We start from the raw sequence: 21714 nt of genomic DNA, 5'->3' as shown, positions 1-21714 counted from the left end.
GAGAAACACGACATGGTAAAGCAGTGGTTTAAGTCAGGTTCTCCTTGGATATGGATGACAGGTGGTGCGGTAAGTATCAGCTTGATATCTGTTCTTGGATTATTAGCAATGATTGCATGGAAAGGGTTAAGCTTTTTCTGGCCTTCACAGGTGATGCAATTTGAGCTTGATGGCTCAGTAACAAAACAAACCGTGATTGGTGAAGTATATGACCGAGAAATGGTGCCTAAGTCTCGCCTTGAAGCAATGGGCGTGGATTTATCAGGTTTTAACAAAGAAAACCTAGAACGTTTACTTATTAAAACAGGTAATCGTGAATATGTAGATTTAGATTTCCGTTGGGTACTTGAAACGGATATAAAATCAAAGACGACTCCTGCGGACCTTGCAGTATTTGAACGTAGTAAAAATGGTAATTTTTACGGCTATATTGAAACAGTGATAAAAGACGGGCAAGTCATTACTGACAATAAAAAACAAGTACTGGAAGAGCTGGTTGATCGCGCAGTAGATTTAAATGATCAAGCTGCAGATCTACAAGACGGTGAAATCGGCCATATAAATTATGAGCTAGAACGTTTACGTCTTCAGGAGAAGTCTTACCTATTGGATGATGCCTTGACTGATGAGCGAGTCGCAGAGCTTGCTCAACAACGTGCAGAGCTTAGAGCTGATTACTTGGTGCTAGAAAAACAACTTTTTGCACTTCGTAACCAAGCAAAGCGCGATAAAGTAACCGCTAAAGATATGCGCGGCGAAAGTGTCACAATACCACTTTACCAAGTGCTCGATTTTTGGTTACCAAACGATATGGGTTTCTTTGCAAAGCTAGGCCACTACTTTGTGCAGTTAGGCAAGTTTATTTCAGATGACCCACGTGAAGCTAATACCGAAGGGGGCGTTTTCCCAGCTATATTTGGTACGGTATTCATGGTAATGCTAATGGCAGTTATTGTGACGCCATTTGGTGTAGTTGCTGCAATTTACTTACATGAATATGCAGCAAAGAATGCCGTGACAAAAATGATTCGAATCGCGGTGATTAACTTAGCGGGTGTACCATCAATTGTATATGGTGTATTCGGCTTAGGCTTCTTTGTTTATGTATTAGGCGGAAGCTTAGACCAACTATTCTACCCAGAAGCTGCGCCTAGCCCAGTATTTGGTACACCGGGTGTGATGTGGTCAGCATTAACGCTTGCGATTCTTACATTGCCTGTTGTTATTGTTTCGACAGAGGAAGGTTTATCACGTATTCCTAGTACTGTACGTCACGGTTCACTTGCACTAGGCGCTACGCAAGCAGAAACGTTATGGCGGATTATTGTGCCAATGGCTAGCCCTGCAATTATGACAGGGTTAATATTAGCCGTTGCTCGCGCAGCGGGTGAAGTAGCGCCATTAATGTTAGTTGGTGTGGTGAAGATGGCACCGACATTACCGCTTGATGGTAACTTCCCATATTTTCACTTAGATAGAAAGTTTATGCACTTAGGCTTCCATATATACGATGTTGGCTTTCAAAGCCCTAACGTTGAAGCGGCTCGTCCGTTGGTTTACGCCACTGCATTCTTATTAGTATCAGTGATCATCACATTGAATATCACAGCAATCGGCATACGTAATCACTTACGTGAAAAATACCGTTCGCTTGAGCATTAATTAGTAAAGGTAAAAAGACATGATTACAGTCGCTCCACAAGTAAACCAGTCAGGCACAAGCTTGAAGTTGGATTTAGAGAATTTAGGTAAAGAGCAAACAGCACTCGAGATCAAGGACTTGGATCTTTACTATGGTGATAAACAAGCATTAAGCTCGGTTAATATGAAGATACCTAAGGGGCAGGTAACCGCATTTATCGGGCCATCGGGTTGTGGTAAGTCAACGTTACTGCGTTGTATTAATCGTATGAATGATTTAGTTGATATTTGCCGAATTGAAGGTGAAATATTACTTCACGGTCAAAATATATATGACAAAAGTGTAGACGTAGCCGCGCTTCGTCGTAATGTAGGTATGGTGTTTCAACGCCCAAACCCATTCCCTAAATCAATTTACGAGAATGTAGTTTATGGCCTACGCTTACAAGGTATTAAAGAAAAGCGTAAATTAGACGAAGTAGTTGAACAATCTTTACGAGGCGCTGCGCTATGGGATGAAGTAAAAGACAGACTTCACGACAGTGCATTTGGCCTTTCGGGTGGTCAGCAACAGCGTTTAGTGATTGCGCGTTCAATTGCAATTGAACCAGAAGTATTGTTGTTGGATGAACCAACGTCGGCACTTGATCCAATTTCAACATTGGTCATTGAAGAGTTAATAAACGACTTAAAGAATAAATTTACCGTTGTAATTGTTACACATAACATGCAACAAGCAGCGCGTGTATCAGATCAAACTGCATTTATGTACATGGGTGAGTTAATAGAGTATTCCGATACAAATACGCTATTTACCACACCAAATAAAAAGAAAACTGAAGACTATATTACAGGTCGTTACGGCTAGTAATTTGTGTCGAGTGTTTTGCAGTCATAAACGAATTTGATAAGAAGGTTAATAATGGAACACAATATCAATAAGCACATTTCAGGTCGCTTTAATCAAGAGCTTGAAAATGTTCGTAACCATGTGTTGAGCATGGGTGGTTTAGTTGAACAGCAATTAAACAGTGCGCTTGATGCGGTTAGTAATGGCGATGCAGAACTTGCTCGTAAAGTGCGTGAAAACGACTACAAAGTTAACGCGATGGAAGTTAACATTGACGAAGAATGTACCCGCATCATTGCTCGTCGCCAACCAGCGGCAAGTGACTTGCGTTTAGTGATTGCAATAGCTAAGACGATTGCAGATCTAGAGCGCATTGGCGATGAAGCTGAGCGTATTGCAAAAGTTGCATTAGATTCATTTACTAAAGATCAGCAAGATTTATTAGTGAATATTGAGAATATGGGCCGCCAAGTGTCTAAAATGTTGCATGATGTTTTGGATGCATTTGCCCGTATGGATGTACAAAAAGCATTTGAAGTACACAAAGAAGATGCCAAAGTTGACCGTGAGTATGAAGCTATAACACGCCAAATCATGACGTATATGATGGAAGACCCACGCTCAATTCCAAAAATTATGGATTTAGTTTGGTCTGTGCGCTCATTAGAGCGCATTGGTGATAGATGCCAAAACATTGCAGAATACATAATTTATTTTGTTAATGGAAAAGATATTCGTCATACATCTCAAGAAGATATAGAGAAATCACTTTAACTTTTAGTGGTTTGTTTATTGTAAAAAAACGGCAATTAGCCGTTTTTTTGTTTTTATATTGTAACTAATAATATGCTTAAGGGGCGGCTCAGTAATAAAAAGCGTTCACAAACGTTACGAATGCTGTAAAATTCACGCCGCAAAGCATACTAATTTGATTAAGGGTCAGCTATGCCTACTAACGCGTTTTTAGGAGTGTTCGCAAAATCTCCTATCAAGCCAATGGAAGATCACATCAAGAAGGTACATCAAGCAAGTAAAGCCTTGATCCCTTTTTTCAATCACGTATTTAAAGAAGAGTGGGCTCAAGCAGAAGAAATTCGCTTGGACATTCGTAATTTAGAACGTGAAGCCGACGACATGAAAAGAAATATACGTTTACAACTACCGCGTGGTTTATTTATGCCGGTAGAGCGTACAGATCTGCTTGAGCTCGTCACCCAGCAGGATAAAATTGCCAATAAAGCTAAAGACATTGCTGGTCGTGTAATTGGTCGTGAGATGACCATACCAAAAGAGATTCAAACTGATTTCTTAGCCTATGTAACGCGTTGTGTTGATGCGACTAAACAAGCATCAAAAGCAATTAATGAGTTAGATGAGCTATTAGAAACAGGGTTTAAGGGTCGCGAAGTGACCTTGGTTGAAAAAATGCTCGTTGAATTGGATGCAATAGAACAAGACACGGATGATATGCAAATCAAAATACGTCGCCAATTGCGCGTCGTAGAAGATGGACTTAATCCAGTTGATGTAATGTTTTTATACAAGATCATCGAATGGGTCGGCGAACTTGCTGATATAGCAGAGCGCGTAGGTTCACGTCTTGAGCTGATGTTAGCTCGGTAATTTACACTCAGTTCAATAACGAAAGATTAAGGTTACACAATGGATATCATTGCATCTTATGGCACGGTATTAATTTTAATTGCCGCTGCTGTCGGTTTTTTTATGGCTTATGGTATTGGTGCGAATGATGTTGCCAATGCAATGGGCACATCAGTTGGTTCAAAAGCACTTACAATCAAACAAGCAATCTTAATTGCTATGGTGTTTGAGTTTGCTGGTGCTTACTTGGCCGGTGGCGAGGTAACATCAACAATTCGTAAAGGTATTATCGACTCAACTCCATTCTTGGATATTCCTGAGTTGATGGTGCTGGGTATGATTTCAGCATTATTTGCAGCAGGTAGCTGGTTATTAATTGCGTCATTCTTAGGTTGGCCAGTATCAACGACTCACTCAATCATCGGTGCAATTATTGGTTTTGCGCTGGTTGCTGTGGGCAGTGAAGCAATTCAATGGGGTAAAGTAGCCGGTATCGTAGGAAGCTGGATTGTCACCCCTGCTATTTCAGGCTTTATCGCGTATCTCATTTTTATGAGTGCACAAAAGCTGATTTTTGATACAGACGCACCACTTAAAAATGCAAAACGTTTTGTACCAATATATATGGGCTTAGCGGGTTTCATTATGTCTTTAGTGACCATTAAGAAAGGCCTAAAACATATTGGTATTAATCTAGGTGCTGTTGAAGGTTATGCACTTGCTATCGGTATTGCTGTAGTTGTGGGTTTACTGGGTAAAGTTGCTATTTCTCGCTTAAAGATAGACCCGCAAGCCGACAAGAAAATGCAGTTCAACAATGTTGAAAAAGTGTTTGCTATCTTAATGGTCTTAACAGCTTGTTGTATGGCATTTGCCCATGGTTCAAACGATGTTGCTAATGCAATTGGTCCATTAGCTGCAGTTGTAAATATTGTTGAAAACAATGGTGAGATTGCTAAGAAAGCCGCACTTGCATGGTGGATATTACCACTAGGTGGTATTGGTATCGTTGCGGGTCTTGCTATTTTAGGTAAGAAAGTAATTAAAACAATTGGTGAAGGTATTACACATTTAACACCTAGCCGTGGTTTTGCTGCTGAACTTGCTGCTGCTTCAACCGTTGTTATTGCATCTGGTACTGGCTTGCCTATCTCAACCACACAAACCCTTGTTGGTGCGGTGTTAGGTGTAGGTATGGCCCGTGGTATCGCTGCACTTAATATGGGCGTAGTCAGAAACATTGTGGTTTCTTGGGTAATAACATTGCCAGTAGGCGCAGGTCTTGCTATTGTTATTTTCTACATATTAAGAACTGCGTTCGGAGTCTAATTCCCGTAGCTTTTAAGTAGCACAGACTTTTAGCTTGAAAAGATCTCAATGCCCTAGGTATTGGGGTCTTTTTATTTGTAGGTAACAAAAGTAATGACTAATTTACCCAGTATTAAGCAGTTGCAGTATCTATTAGCTGTGCATCAGCATCAACACTTCGGCCGTGCAGCAAGTGCATGTTTTATTGGTCAATCGACATTAAGTAGCGCAATTCAAACGCTTGAGGAAACCCTCGGCTGTCAGCTTATTGAACGTGAGAATCGCAGCTTAATGTTTACTGCTGTGGGCGAAGAAGTTGTTGAGCGCGCTCGAAAGATTATCGACGATACAATGAGTGTCAAAGAGTTAACTAAAAGTCATCTAAACCCACTGAGTGGCAAGTTGACTTTAGGTGTCATACCGACCATTGCAAGTTTTATAGCAGCGCCTCTTTATCATTTTTGTCAGCAGCAGTTTAGTGAGTTAGAGCTTGTGCTGGTTGAAGATACGAGTGATAACTTGCTAGACAAATTGGAACACGGCCACATAGATTTAGCGTTGTTAGCATTACCGTATGAAACAGATAAATTTCATACACAGGTGCTTGCGCAAGATCACTTTAGTTTAGTGCATCATGCTGATTATAAGCCGGCAGCAGGGATTGAAGATTTTAATTTGCTACCAGATGCCAGTGTATTTTTGCTTGAGCGGGAGCACTGTATGACAGGTCATGCACTGAGTGCGTGCCATCTTAATCGCTCAAGCTGTATTAACCCATTTGAGGCTGCAAGCTTACATACATTGTTGAGTATGGTTGAATACCAACTAGGGGTGACATTTTTACCTCAAATGGCGCTAAATGCGGGCATACTTGCAAATAAAAACATGCTTGCTACTCCCTCAAAAGGTGATGCGTACCGAGACATAGGTATTTTGTGGCGCAAAACAACAGGGCGAATTCGTGACTTTAGGCTCTTTAGCCAAGCGCTCAAAGAATTTTTAGCGAAACAATGTCAAGTTTGATTTATTAAACAAAAAGTTATGAAAAAGGCGCAATTTAATTGCGCTTTTTTTGTGGATCTTCAAACTATTCCTCTCATGTCCTCGACTAACATAATAAGTAAATAAACTAAAAACTGAGAATTGTGTTTTTCCAATCAGAAGAAACCTTAATCAAAAAAGCGCAGCAGGGTAATAAGCGAGCGTGGATCAAGCTCGTGAAGCAGCATGAGGGCTCCGTTTATAATTATTGTTTGCGTATATTAAGCAATCCTGATGATGCAATGGATCTGATGCAGGAAGTATTTATTTCTGTATATAAAAGTTTGCACAACTTTCGTGGTGACGCCAGTTTTAATACGTGGGTCTTTCAAATAGTACATCGTCGCGGGGTTGAGTTTTACCGTCGCCGGCATGTTTATCAGCCGCTTGATGATACCCCTGAGCAGACTTGTAAAAACGGTGAGCTTGAGCAAAATCAAATCGTGCAATTAGAGCATAATCAGCTCAAGGTAATGATGAATAACTTACCTTGGGAGCAGCGATTGGTAGTGGAGCTAAAGTTTTTTCAGCATTGTACATTTGAAGAAATTGCACTGCAGTTAGACATATCCACAAATACAGCTAAATCACGTTTGTACAGTGCATTGGGTAAATTAAAAGTTCATTTGGAGGCTGTTGATGGCTAATTTAGACACACTTTTTGAGCAATGGTTAGAGGGTAAGCCACTCACAAGTGAGGCGCTTGAGCAATTAAAAACAAGTGCACAGTACGGTGCAATGTTAGCACAAGCACAACGGTGGCAAGCGCAAAGCAGTGATTATAAACAGCAACCTGTGCCTGATTGGGACCGGTCATCTACGTTAGGTGTAAAGCCTCAGCGTAGTAAACAAAGTAACGCTGCTATATGGGCAGTCGCTGCATCTATTATGGTGTGCACTCTGGTGTACTTAGTGCCAAGTAAAAACACTGAAAGTGAATTGCAACTTGCCAAGCAAACAAAGTTATTGGAATCCCAGCAAAAGCAAATAGACCAACTACAAAATATTATTACTGCACAAAATGAGTTGCAACAACAGCGTATGTATCAATTAACCAAAGAAGCTATAGCGACCGGACGGGTAGAGCGCCAAGAAGACATTAATAGTTTAATTAGTTATATGAAAACTCAACGAGCGCAAGATCACGCTTATCTGCGGATGCAGTTAAATGATTTAGCCGAACAAGTACAAGGGCAGCCTTTGGCTGCTGTAGCAAAAAATTAGGAGTTAACCATGAATAAAAAAATGATGTGTAGTGTTATTACTTTTTTAGTTGGGTGCGCAAGTACTCAGTTATTGGCACAAACACCAGAACAACTGAGCGCGATTACCCGTGAAGTGAGTATTATGGAAAATATTCTCAGTGCGGCGTTAAAGCAAGATACAGATAAGAAGGTAAGATCTATTAATGCAAACTATTTTGCGAACCAAGGGGTTGTTTTTGAATTAGATATTCAAGGTAATAGGCGCTGGCAAACTATTTTTAGCGGAGCGCCAGATGCACCATTACCGCCGATGCCCGAGATTGACTTTGCTGATGTAAATGTAGAATTTATTAGTAAACAAGTGGAGATTATCAGTGAGCGAGCAGTTGAATCTTCGCGAGAAGCATATCAACAAGCAATGGAAGTTATGCGTGAAGGAGCTGAAAAAGTACGTGACATTGCACACAAAGAGCGCGATGTAAGTCGCGAGTTGCGAGACTTAGAACGTGAAAGACGCGATTTAGAGTTCGCTACACGCCATGACAACAGCGCTGAAACCAAAGAGTTAGCGCTGCGTAAAAAAAGTTTAGAGAAAGAAATTGCAGCACTTGAAAAGCAACAAACCAAGTTAACAAAGCAGCATCAAAAAATTCGCCAAGATATAAGTGCAAAGCAAGCTGAGCGAGAGAAGCAACAAGCTGTTGAACAAAAGCAAATGCTTGAACAAATTAGCAAGAGTATTAGCTTAACACTTTGTGATTATGGCAGTGGTTTACGCAGCCTACCAAATGATGAACATATCAGCTTTGTACTCAATGGTTTCGGCCACAAAAATAAGAATTTAATTAAGGTATTTAATAAAGCTGATATTAAAAAATGTGTTGTTGGTGATATCAAAGCAGGTGATTTAGCAGCTAAAGCAATTAGTTACCAATTTTAAAAAAATTCGCATAAAAAAGCAGTCATTTATAATGGCTGCTTTTCATTGTGTCCTTCAAATTCAAATTGTTTGTTGAGGTGGGTAATATCAGGCAGAAACAACAAATAAACCCAGACAACTAAATTAAAATACGGCACAAGGCCTAAGCAGGCAAACGTAGTTTTGGGGTAACCTTTTCTAGTGGCATATTTATAGCACTGGTACGCTATACCCAAGTTCACTATTAGTATTAACACGATCAATTGCATCATAACCTAGCTCCTTAATCGACAAAACCACTTAAAACAGTATGTCGTTTTATAATGGTATATGCTTGCCGATCTGTGATGTCTTGTTTATTTTTACCTATCGGTTTAACAACAAGACATTTAACAACGTCGAGTAAAAAGTATAGAAGAGTTACGGCTAGATGAAAGTATAAAATTGGTTAAAAGTGTATAAATTTGTAATGCTCAAGCTAGGTTATTGTTCGTAAAAAGTTTTATTTTTAGATATTTTTTCGAGCTCACCGGCTATTTTTTCTACCGGTTGAGGCCGTGCAATAAAGTAACCTTGCCCGTAATCAACACCTATATCTTTTAGTGCTAGGAAAATATCTTTATTTTCAACATACTCAGCTACAGAGCGCTTGTCTAGAGAGCGGCTAATATCATTAATGGCTTTAACCAAGGCTAAATCAATTGGATCATTGAGCATATCTCTTACAAATGAACCGTCAATTTTTACATGTTGTGCAGGCAGTTGCTTGAGGTAATTGAACGTGCTAAATCCAGTGCCAAAATCGTCAATTGAGAAGTGACAGCCAAGACGATTGAGTTTTTCAATCATCGCGCGAGTGGCCGTTAAGTTATTAATACTTGCTGACTCGGTGATTTCGAAGATCACCCGTGTCGGTGGCAAATTATAGTCTTTCAGTGTTGACTCAATATGAGGTAATAAGCGTTCATCTAAAAATGATTGCGCAGATAAGTTAATAGCTACTTGGCTGAGCTCTGGATGCTTGGCAATCGCAGCTATTGCATTACGAATAACGCACTGGTCCATCAGATATGTATCATTGAGAAGTTCAAGCGATGGTATAAACTGATTTGGGTAAACCAATTCATCGCCTAATTTTAAGCGTAACAGTGCTTCAAAGTATGCCACTTCGCCTTTTTTAAAGTCCCAAATAGGTTGATAATGCAACTCTATCTGATCTTGTTGTAAAGCTTGGCGTATGCTGTGTCCCCACTCAAGGCCTGCTTGGAGAGTGTTGTGGTTAGCGTCTTCTTTTGAATAACAGTGAACTAAATTTCTACCTAAGCTTTTTGCAACATAAAGTGCAATATCAGCTTGTTTTAAACACTCGCTAGGGTCGTTATTAGCCGCTGTAATTTGCGTTAAACCAATGGAGCAACTGATAGAGTATATTTGCTCTTCAGACTTAAACTGATGGCCATCAATCGCCATACAAATGCTTTCTGCAACTAGGTGCGCATCTAATAGGTTCATATTTTTCAAAATAACCGCAAACTCATCACCGCCAATACGACAAATTAAGTGTTCGTCTTTGATATTTGAAGTAAATAATTGTGCGACTTCCTTGAGCACAATGTCGCCTTGTTGGTGACCTTTGCTGTCGTTAATTATTTTAAAATGATCTAAATCTATGTATATAAGTGCATGTTCACTTTGGTCAAATGTGTATTCAGGCTGACAAATAAGGTTGAGCTGTTGGTCAAAGTAATAACGGTTGTGCAAGCCTGTTAATGTATCGTGCAGAGCTAAATGGCGTAGCTGCAGTTCCGCCTGTTTTCGTTCATGAATGTTGTCTATTGTGGCGGTTATACTGGTGGCGTTACTACTATTCTTAATAAGCTGTAAACGGCATTCAACCCAAATAGCGCGCCCATCTTTATGCTGGATCTGAATTTCTACTTTTTGCTGCTCTTTGCCGCCATTTAGAATGTTGCTGATAGTGCCGAGTAATTTTACTTTACATTCTTCTTCACAAAAGTCAGTTAATGACTTTGTTAAGGTGTGTTTAATACCAAAGCCAGATAGTGATTCCCATGCAGGATTGATAAACCGAATGAGACCTTGTTGGTCAAACTCAAGTACAACGGTGTTCAAATGTAATAATATGCGCTGATGGGCCGAAAAAAGTTCTTTATAGCGGCTTTGACTTTGACTCAATTGCTCCACTTTTTGGGCAAATTCAGCATAACTCACCATAAAGTCTTCGCGACGCGCGGCATGGTCACATACTTTGCTTAAAAACGTAGGCTCGTATGGCGTACGGATAAAGTCAGTAACCCCTGACAGCAGCAGTTGTTCAGCGTAATCAGCATCGCGCGTATCTATTATTGTTACGATGGCTTGTTTGGGATTGTGTTGTAGCATTTCTTCAACAAGCTTACTTGCCGCCACGGCATTTGCGGAGGTGGCATCCAACAACACTATTGAAAAGGTTTGCTGCAGGTAAATTGCCAAGGCTTGTTTATTTGTTGTTGTTCGTGTGCAAGCAAAGTTGAGCGCCAAAGTTTGCTCAATTTCGGCGGCTTTCTTATCGTCAAGCTCAATAAGTAAAAGGTTTAAGCGGCTACTTTTTTCTAAATGCGTTGATAATACATTAGCAAGTACCTGAGGTAACATGTCTTGGCGTTCAAACGGTAATACCGCATCAATGCCATAACTGCGCGCTGTTGTTTCAGCGATTCTTTCACAATAAATAGGGGGTGTTAGTACAATAGGTGTGTTTTTTGGCGTTTTCAATAGCCCAGAGCGAATCATCCGAGAGAAGCGCCAGCCGTCAATTTTACCGACATCTAAGCCAGTTATAATAATATCAACAGTCTGATTTTTTAGCAGCTCTAATGCTTGCTGGGTATCATCGACCTCAATGAAAGTAAACACATTAAGCTTGCTTAGAGTCGACCTAATAGTCTGCCGTTCAGCCATACTGGCGTTTAAAATCAGCAACTGGAGCTGCTTAGCCATGACGTCACTACCTCTTATTCAACCTACGTTAATTCAGTAGATTAGGATAATGCCATTTTCCCTTAACCACAAGAAAACATTCCTGGGTTTTTAAACTTAGTTGAGCAATGCGTTTGATAGGGTTAAACTTGGCGCGAATTTTTTGATCTGGATGTATATGTTATGCGCGTAGCAGACTTTAGTTTTGACCTACCTGATGAACTTATTGCTCGTTTTCCAAAAGAAGACAGAACAAGTAGCCGTTTACTGACTTTAGATGGCCCAACAGGGGCACTTGAGCACAAAGTATTTAGTGATATTTTAGAATTAGTAAATGAAAACGATTTACTGGTATTTAACAATACTAAAGTTATTCCTGCTCGTATGTATGGGCAAAAAGAATCTGGCGGTAAAGTTGAAGTACTTGTTGAGCGGGTATTAGACGAGCACAGAGTGCTGGCTCATGTGCGTGCAAGTAAATCGCCTAAAGAAGGCTCAGTCATTACCTTAGAAGGTAAGGCAAAAGCAATCATGGTAGGTCGCCATGCTGAACTGTTTGAGCTTAAATTTACCGACAGTGAAAATGTACTTGAGATTTTAAACGATATTGGCCACATGCCATTACCGCCTTACATTGACCGCCCAGATACAGAAGATGACCGTAAGCGTTATCAAACAGTGTATGGCGAAAAACCCGGTGCGGTAGCTGCGCCCACGGCAGGGCTGCATTTTGACGATAGTTTAATGGCTGCGTTAAAAGAAAAAGGCGTTAACATGGCCTTTGTTACGTTACACGTAGGTGCGGGGACTTTTCAGCCGGTACGCGTTGATTCTGTAGATGATCATATTATGCATTCTGAATATATTGAAGTGCCTGATGATGTTGTTGCTGCAGTTGCTAAAACCAAAGCAAACGGAGGGCGGGTTATAGCTGTTGGCACCACGTCTGTTCGTTCACTTGAGTCGGCGGCTAAAATTCATGGCGGTAAACTTGATACTTACTTTGGTGATACAGATATCTTTATTTATCCGGGATATCAATTTAACGTAGTCGATGCCATGGTCACTAACTTTCATTTATCTGAATCGACTTTGATTATGTTAGTGAGCGCTTTTTCAGGGCAAGACAATATTATGTCAGCATATCAAACAGCAATAGAACAAAAGTACCGCTTTTTTAGTTACGGTGATGCAATGTTTTTAACCCGCAAATAACGGTTAATCAAATGTCTTGAAAGCCCAGCCGCGTGTTGGGCTTTTTGATTTGAGTAATCGCTCTTTTAATTCTCACTTTTAGCCCAATTAATAGTATTGCGCTAACAAAAAGGTTAGAATCGAACGGTTAAATTATAGCTTGTTGGACTGTTTTTCCGACATTGAGGATGATATGAAATTTGAATTAGACCGTACTGACGGTAAAGCGCGCCGCGGCCGCTTGATTTTTGACCGAGGTGTTGTAGAAACACCAGCATTTATGCCTGTTGGTACCTACGGTACTGTTAAAGGCATGACCCCAGATGAAGTAAAAGATACTGGCGCACAAATTTGCTTAGGCAATACCTTTCACCTAATGCTGCGCCCTGGTACTGAAATCATCAAACAACATGGTGATTTACATGATTTTATGAATTGGGATCGTCCTATCCTAACTGATTCAGGTGGCTTCCAAGTTTTTAGCCTGGGCGCAATGCGTAAAATCTCTGAAGAAGGTGTTTTGTTTAGCTCACCAGTAAATGGTGAGAAAATCATGCTTTCGCCAGAAAAGGCAATGCAAGTACAGCGAGATTTGGGTTCAGATATTGTAATGATATTTGACGAATGTACGCCGTACCCAGCGACCGAAAAAGAAGCAAAAGATTCAATGGAATTATCACTTCGTTGGGCTAAGCGTTCGAAGGAAGGCCATGGTGATAACCCGTCTGCTTTATTTGGTATTATTCAAGGTGGTATGTACCCTGAGCTTCGCGCGCAGTCACAAAAGGGCCTTGAAGAAATAGGCTTTGATGGCTATGCATTAGGTGGTTTATCAGTGGGTGAGCCAAAAAATGAAATGATCAACATTCTTGATCATTGCGCCTACAAAATGCCTGAAAATAAACCGCGTTACTTAATGGGCGTAGGTAAACCAGAAGACTTAGTCGAAGCGGTACGCCGTGGTATTGATATGTTTGACTGTGTTATGCCAACACGAAATGCGCGTAATGGTCACTTATTTGTGACTGGCGGCATTGTTAAAATCCGTAACGCTGTACATAAAACAGATACCGGTCCGTTGGATCCAGAGTGTGATTGCCACACATGTAAAAACTATTCGCGTGCGTACTTACATCACCTTGATAAGTGTAACGAAATTTTAGGTGCACGACTAAACACAATCCATAACTTACGTTATTATCAACGTGTTATGGAAGGCTTACGCAATGCGATCAGCGAAGGTAAGCTTGATGAGTTTGTAAACGATTTTTATGCACGCAGAGGCCAAGAAGTGCCTGAGCTTGCTAATACCGAAAATTAAGAAATCAAATTTTATAAAAATTAAAGAGGAAGTGTTATGAGTTTATTTATTTCAAACGCCCACGCAAGTGCGGCAGGTGCAGCGCCAGCAGGCGGTGGTTACGAAATGCTGATCATGTTAGCAATTTTTGGTTTAGTGTTTTACTTTTTGATTTATCGTCCACAAGCTAAGCGCGTTAAAGAGCATAAAAGCTTAATGAATGCGATGGCAAAAGGTGATGAAGTACTGACCCAAGGTGGTTTAGTGGGTAAGATTGCTAAAATCGCAGAAGATAAAGATTTTATCGTTATTTCATTAAACGATCAAGCTGAAGTGACTGTGCAAAAATCAGCAGTTTCTGCAGTACTGCCTAAAGGCACAATGAAGTCGCTATAAATATAATAATAAGGACAGACTCGTGTTAAACAAGTTTCCATTATGGAAGTATTTACTTGTTATCGCTGTGTTAGCAATGGGCCTTTTATATGCTTCACCAAACTTGTATGGCCGCGATCCGGCCATACAAGTTTCTGGCGCAAAAGGTGCAGATGTTGAACTCAGTACATTAGATACAGTAAATGGCATCCTCAAAGACAACAACGTAACGGTGAAATCTACAAAGCTTGAAAATGGACAAATTTTAGTTCGTTTCAAAAACGTAGAAGAGCAATTAAAAGCGCAAGATTTACTGCGTAATTCACTAAGCGAAGATTACATTTCAGCCATTAATATGGCCCCGGCGCAACCTCATTGGCTAAAAAGCCTTGGTGGTAACCCAATGAAGTTGGGCTTGGATTTAAGTGGCGGTGTTCACTTTACGATGGAAATCGACATGGTTACAGCCGTTGATAACGCGCTGGAACAAATGGAGCAAGATTATAAAAGTGACTTACGTGGTGAAAAGCTGCGTTATCGCTCTATTCGCCGAGTAGCAAACAGTGAACGTATGCGTGTAGAGATGCGTAGCGAAGAAGATAAAGACGCTGCTGAGCGTTTCTTACAAACTCGTTACCCACTTCATACCTTCATCAATGATAGTTCAAACGATAATGCGTTTTATGCCAATCTCAGTGATTTAAAGCTAAAAGAAATTCGTGACTATGCTATCAAGCAAAATGAAACAATTATTCGTAACCGTATCAACCAAATAGGTGTTGCAGAGCCTAACGTGCAGCGTCAAGGTGCTGAGCGTATTATCGTACAGTTACCTGGTGTTCAAGATACCGCACGTGCGAAAGAAATTCTTGGTGCAACAGCAACGCTTGAATTTCGTGAAGTAGACGAAAATGCAGATGTGTCAGCAGCAGCGCAAGGGCGTATTCCGCCAGGCACAGAAATGATCATGAGCCGTGATGGTTACCCTGTGGTGCTTAAAAAGCGCATCATTCTTGAAGGTAGCCACATTACAGGTGCACAATCAGGTGCTGACGAATATCAACGACCACAAGTAAGTATTACCCTTGATAGCAAAGGTGGCGCTAAAATGAATGCGTTTACCAAGCGTGCAATCGGTAAGCGTATGGCTACGGTATTTATTGAATATAAGCCATCAGGTAAAAAAGATGCCAACGGTAAAGCGCTTCCGCCTATTAAAGTGGAAGAGGTTATCAACGTTGCGACAATTCAGGCGCGTTTAGACCGTTCGTTCCGTATCACCGGTATTGATAACCCAGCAGAAGCGCATAACTTAAGTTTACTTCTACGCGCAGGTGCTCTAGTAGCGCCAATTCAAATCGTAGAAGAGCGTACTGTAGGACCAAGTTTAGGCCAAGAAAATATTGAAGCGGGTATGACCGCAGTTGCACTAGGGTTCTTGTTTGTTCTGGTGTTTATGCTGATCTATTACAAAGGCTTTGGTTTAGTTGCGAATATTGCACTAGCGGCAAATCTTGTATTGATCATTGGTGTTATGTCACTAATCCCTGGCGCAACGTTAACATTGCCTGGCATTGCAGGTATTGTATTAACGGTTGGTATGGCGGTTGATGCCAATGTACTAATATTTGAGCGTATTCGTGAAGAATTGGCAGATGGCCGTAGCCCTCAGCAAGCCGTTCATCATGGGTATGACAGTGCATTTAGTACTATATTTGATGCGAATATCACCACGTTAATTGCGGCGATTATCTTATTTGCTGTAGGTACAGGTCCAATAGCTGGCTTTGCCGTTACATTAGCAATAGGTATTCTTACTTCAATGTTTACAGCAATAGTGGGTACACGTGCCGTGATCAACTTATTTATCGGCGGTAAACGTGTCGATAAGCTGTCAATATAAGGAGCGATGATGCAAATTTTAAAATTAGGCGGTAGAACATTAAAGTTCATGTCGTTACGCAAAGTTGCAATGGGGATCTCAACGCTACTTATTTTGGCCTCAATAGCATCAATTTTTGTCAAAGGCTTAAACTTTGGCTTAGATTTTACCGGTGGTACAGCAGTCGAAGTTGGCTTTTCGCAGCCAGCGGATTTAAAAAAGGTGCGCTCAGTATTAGCTGAAAATGGTTTTGCTGATGCATCAGTGCAATTATTTGGTTCCAGCCAAGAAATCTTAGTCCGTTTAGCCCCTCGTGGTGACGACGTAAAAGCTGAGGTTATTGGTAACCAAGTAATTGCAGCGTTAAAAACTGCTGATGATAGCGTTGAAATGCGTCGTATCGAGTTTGTAGGCCCAAGTGTTGGTGAAGATTTAAAAGAGCAGGGTGGCCTTGCCATGTTAACTGCACTTATTTGTATCTTGATCTATGTTGCGTTTCGCTTTGAATGGCGTTTTGCATTAGGCGCAGTTGCAGCACTTATGCACGACGTGATTATTACGCTAGGTTTGTTCTCAGTACTTGGTTTGGAGTTTGATTTAACCATTCTTGCCGCGATACTTGCAGTAATAGGTTACTCACTTAACGATACTATTGTTGTATCTGACCGTATTCGTGAGAACTTCCGTAAAGTTCGTATCGATGACACCATTGAAATCATTGATATTTCACTTACACAAACCCTTAACCGTACTTTAGTGACTTCAATTACCACAATTCTGGTATTGATTTCATTGTTTGTATGGGGTGGTCAAACAATTCATGGCTTTGCTACTGCATTATTGTTTGGTGTGTTTATTGGTACTTATTCTTCTGTTTATGTTGCCAGTGCTGTTGCCATTGCAATGGGTGTAAGCAAAGAAGATTTAATTCCAGAAGTGATTGAAAAAGAAGGGGCAGACCTAGACCCAATGCCATAGGTTTAGATTTGCACTTATATAAAAGCCGCTTATTTAAGCGGCTTTTATTGTTGTTACGGATTGTGTTGATTTATGTTTAAGTTGTTTGTATTCGTGTGCTCGGTTTTTATATTAACGGCTTGCGATAAGCCCCAGCCAGAGCCGCAAGTAAAAACTGAAGCTAAAAAGCGACTCCCTTCAGAGGCTTTTCATGCCCAAGCTTCACATCTTCTTAATGCGATTAATATGGGCCAAGGCCTTGCTAGTTTAACGAAAGAATCTACTGCGCTTGTTGAAGTTTCAAATGCGCTATTAGATCAGTTTATGCAGCAGCACCCCCAATGCACAAATTACTTAACTGCGCTAAACGCGGCATTAGCAGAATTGACTTCTCCTGCACTTGAAAAAATAACAAGTAAACAATTGTCGAATTTAACACTCCCCAAATTTAATGACCCAATTTGTTACCATGCAAAAGCAGTATTAGTTCACGCTGTGACTATTCAAGTACTTAGTATTAAAGCAGATAAAAATGAGCAGATATTACTGGTACCTAAACATGAGATAATCTCAGCTTTAGCGCATTATGATCAGCTAAAAAAGAGCCTTAGCCAAAAGCCGTAAAGTTGACATAAAATTGTCATACATTATTGCTACTTTATGTGCCTCTTAATAATTTGTATTGGCTTGGTGATAGGTGAGTGAGCAGCAGCGTTCTTTAGAAAATATATTGCATAACAGTGATATAACAACTTTGTTTCAGCCTATATTCGATATTTCTGGCAAACAGATATTAGGTTACGAAGCATTGAGCCGAGGCCCCGCAGGCAGCTTACTTGAGATGCCAAGCGAATTGTTTAGCGCCGCTGTTAATTACGATAAAATATCTGAGTTGGAATTACTGTGCCGCTCAACAGCCATAGAAAGTTTTGTAAAACTAGGCTTAAAGGGCAAACTGTTTTTGAACGTAAGCCCCAAAACGCTACTTGACCCCTGCCATCCAAAAGGTGAAACACTTCACCTGATTGAAAAATTTGGACTCGCTGCCAGTCGCGTGGTTATTGAAGTAACAGAGCAAGAAAAAGTGGATGATGGCTTTTTACTGCTCAAAACCATTGCGCATTATCGTAAACTAGGCTTTTCAATTGCAATTGACGACCTTGGTGCTGGCTACTCTGGTTTAAAGCAATGGTCAGAGTTATGCCCAGACTTTGTCAAAATAGACCGCTACTTTATAGATCATTGCGATCAAAGTGTGGTGAAAAAAGAGTTTTTAAAATCGATTATAGAACTGGCCAAAGTAACGAATACAGAGGTTATTGCTGAGGGAATAGAGCGAATTGAAGAACTGTATTTATTAGAAAGCCTAGGTATAGTAAATGCTCAGGGTTTTTTACTTGAACGACCAAACACAAAACCAAGTGCTGAATTTAAAAGCCCACAGTTAGAACAGCTTAACTTTTTACCTTCAAGTAACCAATTTGAACAATCAATGGCCATAGGTTGGCTGGCTGTTGAACAAGCCGCGATTATCAGTGAAACTCGTTGTAAAGATGCTCATAAAATATTTGAACAAGACAAAACAATAATCAGCATTGCTGTTATAAACGAGCAACAGCAGCCTGTAGGGCTATTGCATAAAGACCAACTAACCGAAGTATTTGCTGCACCCTATGGCCATGCATTATACGGTAAACAACCTGTAACAGCGTTAATGCATAAGCAGCCACTTATAGTTGATGAAAATCAATTGTTAGATACCGTAAGCCAGCAAATTACAGAGCATGATTTTGATATTCGTCGCCACATAATCATTACACGTTCTGAGCAATATTTAGGTTTAGCACCGTTACGCGATATTTTAAAACATATTACAGAAGAAAAAATACGACACGCGCAACACGCAAACCCGCTTACTATGTTGCCAGGTAATGTTGCCATTAATGAAGCAATAGAGCACCGTTTACGCATTAAAAATAGCTTTTCACTTGCTTACATTGACTTAAATCACTTTAAACAATTTAACGATTTATATGGTTATGCCAGTGGTGATAGCGTCATTAAGTTATTAGCGAATGTCACGGTTCAAGCGTGCGCAAACATACCTAGCTTTGTTGGCCACATAGGTGGGGACGATTTTATGGTGGTGTTTGATAGTGATGACGCTGTTATGATTTGTAATTACATCATTAAACAATTTGAACTTGAATCTAGAGCCTTTTTTACGCCAGAGCATATTGCCAGCGGAGGGTATTGGGCCTGCAACCGCGAAGGTGAAAAAAAATTCGTACCGTTACTTACGTTATCTATTGGCCTCGTTGAACCTGATTTAGCATTGTGCAATAACAGTCATCAAGTTGCGGCTCTTGCTACTGACGCTAAGAAAGAAGCTAAACGTTACCGTGAAAGTCACTTATTTGTCTGTAAACGACGTAGCCCAGCTCCAGCTGTAGTAAGATTAACATCCGATATAAAAGTGTTATAAAATAGAACACTTGAGTATTTATTCAACTGGGTGTAGGTTAAAGAAAACCCACAGAAAATAATATCAATGACACAATCATTTTTTTATTTACTCATAAATAGCTTTATTTTTTATTGTGCAACACTATCCGCCCAGACTATCAATGTAGCGCAAGAACCCCGTGCTCAGTACAAGCGTGATGAATATTTAAGTACACTGCTGACTAAAGCCCTTGAAGCGGCGAATTATTCAGCTACATTGAACCATATTATTGTTCATCCCCACCAACAACGTACGCTCATCACGCTGCAAAACAGTGATGTTGATTTATATTGGAGTATGACAAGTCCTGAGCGAGAAACGTTGGCAATAGCTGTTAAAATTCCATTGTATCGAGGCTATATAGGTAAGCGCGCTTTAGTTACTCAACGTGCATTGCTGCCGCAGTTTAAAAATATAACAACGCTTGAACAACTCAAGCCTTTAACGGCAGTGCAAGGCCATGATTGGCCAGATACAAAGGTTTTATCACATAATGGATTAAATGTTCGGCCATTAGCTAATTATGAAGCTATGTTTGGTTTAACTGCTGCAGGACGCATTGATTACTTTCCTCGATCATTTATTGAAGTTAGTTCTGAGCTTAAAGAGGTAAATAATAGTGAACTGGCAATAGTGCCAAACATATATCTTCACTATCCTGCGGCCTTTTATTATTTTGTATCTAAAGAAAAACCAGAACTGGCTAACGCAATAGAGCAAGGGTTAACGAAAATGCAGAAGACGGGAGAGTTTTTAGCGCTATTCAATAAATATTTTAGCGATGACTTAAACGCATTACCCTTCGATGGAGCAAATGCGATAGAAATTAAGTTAGCTAACCCTCATTTTACACAATAAAAAAGGAGCCTTGGCTCCTTTTTTATTTGGTGCTGAATCTTAGCGTAGTAATGATTCAGTTAGAACTGGACGAATCTCACGAATAATCGCTTGTGTCAGTTTTGGTGCACCACAAATAAGGTTACCGCTTTGGTTATAGTTATTACCGCCAGCGAAATCTACAACCATACCGCCCGCTTCTTTAACCATTAGTTCACCTGCAGCGCTGTGCCAAGGCTTTAAGCCAATTTCAAAGAAACCATCAACGCGACCTGCTGCAACATATGCCATATCTAACGCAGTACAACCCGCACGACGAATATCAGCAGTGTGAACAAACAATGCTTTGAATGCTTCAGTGTATGCATCCATGTGGTGTTTGTTTTTATATGGGAAGCCGGTAGCAAGAACGGTACCTGCAAGAACAGTTGTTTTGCTAACACGAAGACGTTTGCTATTAAGCTGTGCGCCTTGACCACGTGAAGCAGTGAAAAGCTCGCCACGGATAGGGTCGTAAATTACAGCTTGGTCTAAACGACCTTTAACTTTTAGTGCGATAGAAATCGCGAAATGAGGAAGACCTTTGATGAAGTTTGTTGTGCCATCAATAGGATCTACAATCCATTGGTAATCTGCATCCTTGCCTTTGTGCTCACCTAATTCTTCGCCCACAATAGAGTGAGTAGGGTAAGACTGTAAAATAGTGTCACGGATTACGGCTTCAGCTTCTTTATCAATATTTGTAACTAAGTCGTTAGTGCCTTTTTGTTGCACTTCAACTTTTGATAAATCTTCACTTGCGCGAAGTAAAATTTTGCCTGCGTTACGCGCAGCGCGAACCGCAATGTTTAACATTGGATGCATGGTTTTACCTTTGGGTTGTAAAAGAACGTTTATATATTTTAAGCTGGCGTATTCTAGCGACTTTTGACACAAAGTAAACACCAAACCCCAAATAGTTCTGAGTGTTTTTTGTACTGGTATGAGTTGCAAGGTAAAAAGTACATAAAAAATTTGTACTGCCAGCTTAAACAAAGAATTTTTGATTAACCTAGAACCTAGAACCTAGAACCTAGAACCTAGAACCTAGAACCTAGAACCTAGAACCTAGAACCTAG

Annotated in this window: 20 protein-coding genes; 17 read left to right on the top strand and 3 right to left on the bottom strand. The window is 40.4% G+C overall.

Annotation, left to right across the window (positions count from 1 at the left end; genetic code table 11):
- Window positions 1-12: 12 nt before the first annotated feature.
- From pstA to ACHUE3_RS18300, 9 genes are all read left to right on the top strand, one after another.
- Complete coding sequence (pstA, locus tag ACHUE3_RS18340; protein WP_394193760.1) at window positions 13-1662, top strand: phosphate ABC transporter permease PstA; 1650 nt, start codon at window positions 13-15, stop codon at window positions 1660-1662.
- A 19-nt stretch (window positions 1663-1681) separates the two neighbouring features.
- On the top strand, window positions 1682-2509 hold the full coding sequence (gene pstB / locus ACHUE3_RS18335; protein WP_058560459.1) for a phosphate ABC transporter ATP-binding protein PstB: 828 nt from the start codon (window positions 1682-1684) through the stop codon (window positions 2507-2509).
- Between the two features lie 54 nt (window positions 2510-2563).
- Window positions 2564-3265, top strand: coding sequence for a phosphate signaling complex protein PhoU (gene phoU, locus ACHUE3_RS18330; protein WP_394193759.1), 702 nt, complete (start codon window positions 2564-2566; stop codon window positions 3263-3265).
- A gap of 171 nt (window positions 3266-3436) precedes the next feature.
- Window positions 3437-4114 carry a TIGR00153 family protein gene (locus ACHUE3_RS18325; protein WP_394193758.1) on the top strand — a complete coding sequence of 226 codons (678 nt, stop codon included), beginning with the start codon at window positions 3437-3439 and terminating at the stop codon, window positions 4112-4114.
- Window positions 4115-4153: 39 nt separating this feature from the next.
- The gene (locus ACHUE3_RS18320) at window positions 4154-5422 is read left to right on the top strand and encodes an inorganic phosphate transporter (RefSeq protein WP_394193757.1); all 1269 of its coding nucleotides are present in this window, start codon (window positions 4154-4156) and stop codon (window positions 5420-5422) included.
- Between the two features lie 93 nt (window positions 5423-5515).
- A complete protein-coding gene (locus ACHUE3_RS18315) occupies window positions 5516-6424 on the top strand; it encodes a hydrogen peroxide-inducible genes activator (protein ID WP_394193756.1) in 909 nt (302 codons plus the stop codon).
- Between the two features lie 122 nt (window positions 6425-6546).
- Window positions 6547-7089 carry an RNA polymerase sigma factor gene (locus ACHUE3_RS18310; protein WP_394193755.1) on the top strand — a complete coding sequence of 181 codons (543 nt, stop codon included), beginning with the start codon at window positions 6547-6549 and terminating at the stop codon, window positions 7087-7089.
- Window positions 7082-7666 (top strand): hypothetical protein, encoded by a 585-nt coding sequence (locus ACHUE3_RS18305; RefSeq protein WP_394193754.1) that lies wholly within the window; start codon window positions 7082-7084, stop codon window positions 7664-7666. Before ACHUE3_RS18310 ends, ACHUE3_RS18305 begins: the two co-directional genes overlap by 8 nt.
- A gap of 9 nt (window positions 7667-7675) precedes the next feature.
- Window positions 7676-8587: a hypothetical protein gene (locus tag ACHUE3_RS18300; RefSeq protein ID WP_394193753.1), complete on the top strand. Its 912-nt coding sequence runs from the start codon at window positions 7676-7678 to the stop codon at window positions 8585-8587.
- Window positions 8588-8613: 26 nt separating this feature from the next.
- On the opposite strand, the gene ACHUE3_RS18295 is transcribed toward ACHUE3_RS18300, so the two are convergent.
- Both ACHUE3_RS18295 and ACHUE3_RS18290 read right to left on the bottom strand, forming a co-directional pair.
- Complete coding sequence (locus ACHUE3_RS18295) at window positions 8614-8838, bottom strand: hypothetical protein (RefSeq protein ID WP_394193752.1); 225 nt, start codon at window positions 8836-8838, stop codon at window positions 8614-8616.
- 211 nt (window positions 8839-9049) lie between these two features.
- On the bottom strand, window positions 9050-11566 hold the full coding sequence (locus ACHUE3_RS18290) for a two-component system response regulator (RefSeq protein ID WP_394193751.1): 2517 nt from the start codon (window positions 11564-11566) through the stop codon (window positions 9050-9052).
- A gap of 162 nt (window positions 11567-11728) precedes the next feature.
- Here ACHUE3_RS18290 and queA point away from each other — a divergent pair, with 162 nt between their 5' ends.
- The 8 genes from queA to ACHUE3_RS18250 all read left to right on the top strand — a co-directional run bounded on the left by queA (window position 11729) and on the right by ACHUE3_RS18250 (window position 20617).
- Window positions 11729-12760 carry a tRNA preQ1(34) S-adenosylmethionine ribosyltransferase-isomerase QueA gene (queA, locus tag ACHUE3_RS18285; protein ID WP_394193750.1) on the top strand — a complete coding sequence of 344 codons (1032 nt, stop codon included), beginning with the start codon at window positions 11729-11731 and terminating at the stop codon, window positions 12758-12760.
- Window positions 12761-12932: 172 nt separating this feature from the next.
- Entirely contained in the window at window positions 12933-14060 is a 1128-nt protein-coding gene (gene tgt / locus ACHUE3_RS18280; protein ID WP_099296838.1) for a tRNA guanosine(34) transglycosylase Tgt, read from the top strand.
- 36 nt (window positions 14061-14096) lie between these two features.
- Window positions 14097-14435 (top strand): preprotein translocase subunit YajC, encoded by a 339-nt coding sequence (gene yajC / locus ACHUE3_RS18275; RefSeq protein WP_099296837.1) that lies wholly within the window; start codon window positions 14097-14099, stop codon window positions 14433-14435.
- 22 nt (window positions 14436-14457) lie between these two features.
- Window positions 14458-16317 carry a protein translocase subunit SecD gene (gene secD / locus ACHUE3_RS18270; protein ID WP_394193749.1) on the top strand — a complete coding sequence of 620 codons (1860 nt, stop codon included), beginning with the start codon at window positions 14458-14460 and terminating at the stop codon, window positions 16315-16317.
- 9 nt (window positions 16318-16326) lie between these two features.
- The gene (secF, locus tag ACHUE3_RS18265) at window positions 16327-17274 is read left to right on the top strand and encodes a protein translocase subunit SecF (protein WP_394193748.1); all 948 of its coding nucleotides are present in this window, start codon (window positions 16327-16329) and stop codon (window positions 17272-17274) included.
- Window positions 17275-17346: 72 nt separating this feature from the next.
- Window positions 17347-17877: a hypothetical protein gene (locus ACHUE3_RS18260; protein WP_394193747.1), complete on the top strand. Its 531-nt coding sequence runs from the start codon at window positions 17347-17349 to the stop codon at window positions 17875-17877.
- A gap of 73 nt (window positions 17878-17950) precedes the next feature.
- Window positions 17951-19738: a GGDEF domain-containing protein gene (locus ACHUE3_RS18255; protein WP_394193746.1), complete on the top strand. Its 1788-nt coding sequence runs from the start codon at window positions 17951-17953 to the stop codon at window positions 19736-19738.
- A gap of 66 nt (window positions 19739-19804) precedes the next feature.
- Entirely contained in the window at window positions 19805-20617 is an 813-nt protein-coding gene (locus ACHUE3_RS18250; protein WP_394193745.1) for a substrate-binding periplasmic protein, read from the top strand.
- 39 nt (window positions 20618-20656) lie between these two features.
- Here ACHUE3_RS18250 and suhB read toward each other — a convergent pair whose 3' ends face one another.
- The gene (gene suhB / locus ACHUE3_RS18245) at window positions 20657-21460 is read right to left on the bottom strand and encodes an inositol-1-monophosphatase (protein WP_394193744.1); all 804 of its coding nucleotides are present in this window, start codon (window positions 21458-21460) and stop codon (window positions 20657-20659) included.
- Window positions 21461-21714 lie beyond the last annotated feature (254 nt).

Source organism: Pseudoalteromonas atlantica (assembly GCF_043641955.1).
Lineage (GTDB): Bacteria > Pseudomonadota > Gammaproteobacteria > Enterobacterales > Alteromonadaceae > Pseudoalteromonas > Pseudoalteromonas atlantica_A.
This window is presented reverse-complemented; position numbering and strand designations above follow the sequence as displayed.

Coding starts and splice junctions, on each gene's coding strand:
- pstA (WP_394193760.1), top strand. CDS start 13: ATGGTAAAGCAGTGGTTTAAGTCAGGTTCTCCTTGGATATGGATGACA.
- pstB (WP_058560459.1), top strand. CDS start 1,682: ATGATTACAGTCGCTCCACAAGTAAACCAGTCAGGCACAAGCTTGAAG.
- phoU (WP_394193759.1), top strand. CDS start 2,564: ATGGAACACAATATCAATAAGCACATTTCAGGTCGCTTTAATCAAGAG.
- ACHUE3_RS18325 (WP_394193758.1), top strand. CDS start 3,437: ATGCCTACTAACGCGTTTTTAGGAGTGTTCGCAAAATCTCCTATCAAG.
- ACHUE3_RS18320 (WP_394193757.1), top strand. CDS start 4,154: ATGGATATCATTGCATCTTATGGCACGGTATTAATTTTAATTGCCGCT.
- ACHUE3_RS18315 (WP_394193756.1), top strand. CDS start 5,516: ATGACTAATTTACCCAGTATTAAGCAGTTGCAGTATCTATTAGCTGTG.
- ACHUE3_RS18305 (WP_394193754.1), top strand. CDS start 7,082: ATGGCTAATTTAGACACACTTTTTGAGCAATGGTTAGAGGGTAAGCCA.
- ACHUE3_RS18300 (WP_394193753.1), top strand. CDS start 7,676: ATGAATAAAAAAATGATGTGTAGTGTTATTACTTTTTTAGTTGGGTGC.
- ACHUE3_RS18295 (WP_394193752.1), bottom strand. CDS start 8,838: ATGATGCAATTGATCGTGTTAATACTAATAGTGAACTTGGGTATAGCG.
- ACHUE3_RS18290 (WP_394193751.1), bottom strand. CDS start 11,566: ATGGCTAAGCAGCTCCAGTTGCTGATTTTAAACGCCAGTATGGCTGAA.
- queA (WP_394193750.1), top strand. CDS start 11,729: ATGCGCGTAGCAGACTTTAGTTTTGACCTACCTGATGAACTTATTGCT.
- tgt (WP_099296838.1), top strand. CDS start 12,933: ATGAAATTTGAATTAGACCGTACTGACGGTAAAGCGCGCCGCGGCCGC.
- yajC (WP_099296837.1), top strand. CDS start 14,097: ATGAGTTTATTTATTTCAAACGCCCACGCAAGTGCGGCAGGTGCAGCG.
- secF (WP_394193748.1), top strand. CDS start 16,327: ATGCAAATTTTAAAATTAGGCGGTAGAACATTAAAGTTCATGTCGTTA.
- ACHUE3_RS18260 (WP_394193747.1), top strand. CDS start 17,347: ATGTTTAAGTTGTTTGTATTCGTGTGCTCGGTTTTTATATTAACGGCT.
- ACHUE3_RS18250 (WP_394193745.1), top strand. CDS start 19,805: ATGACACAATCATTTTTTTATTTACTCATAAATAGCTTTATTTTTTAT.
- suhB (WP_394193744.1), bottom strand. CDS start 21,460: ATGCATCCAATGTTAAACATTGCGGTTCGCGCTGCGCGTAACGCAGGC.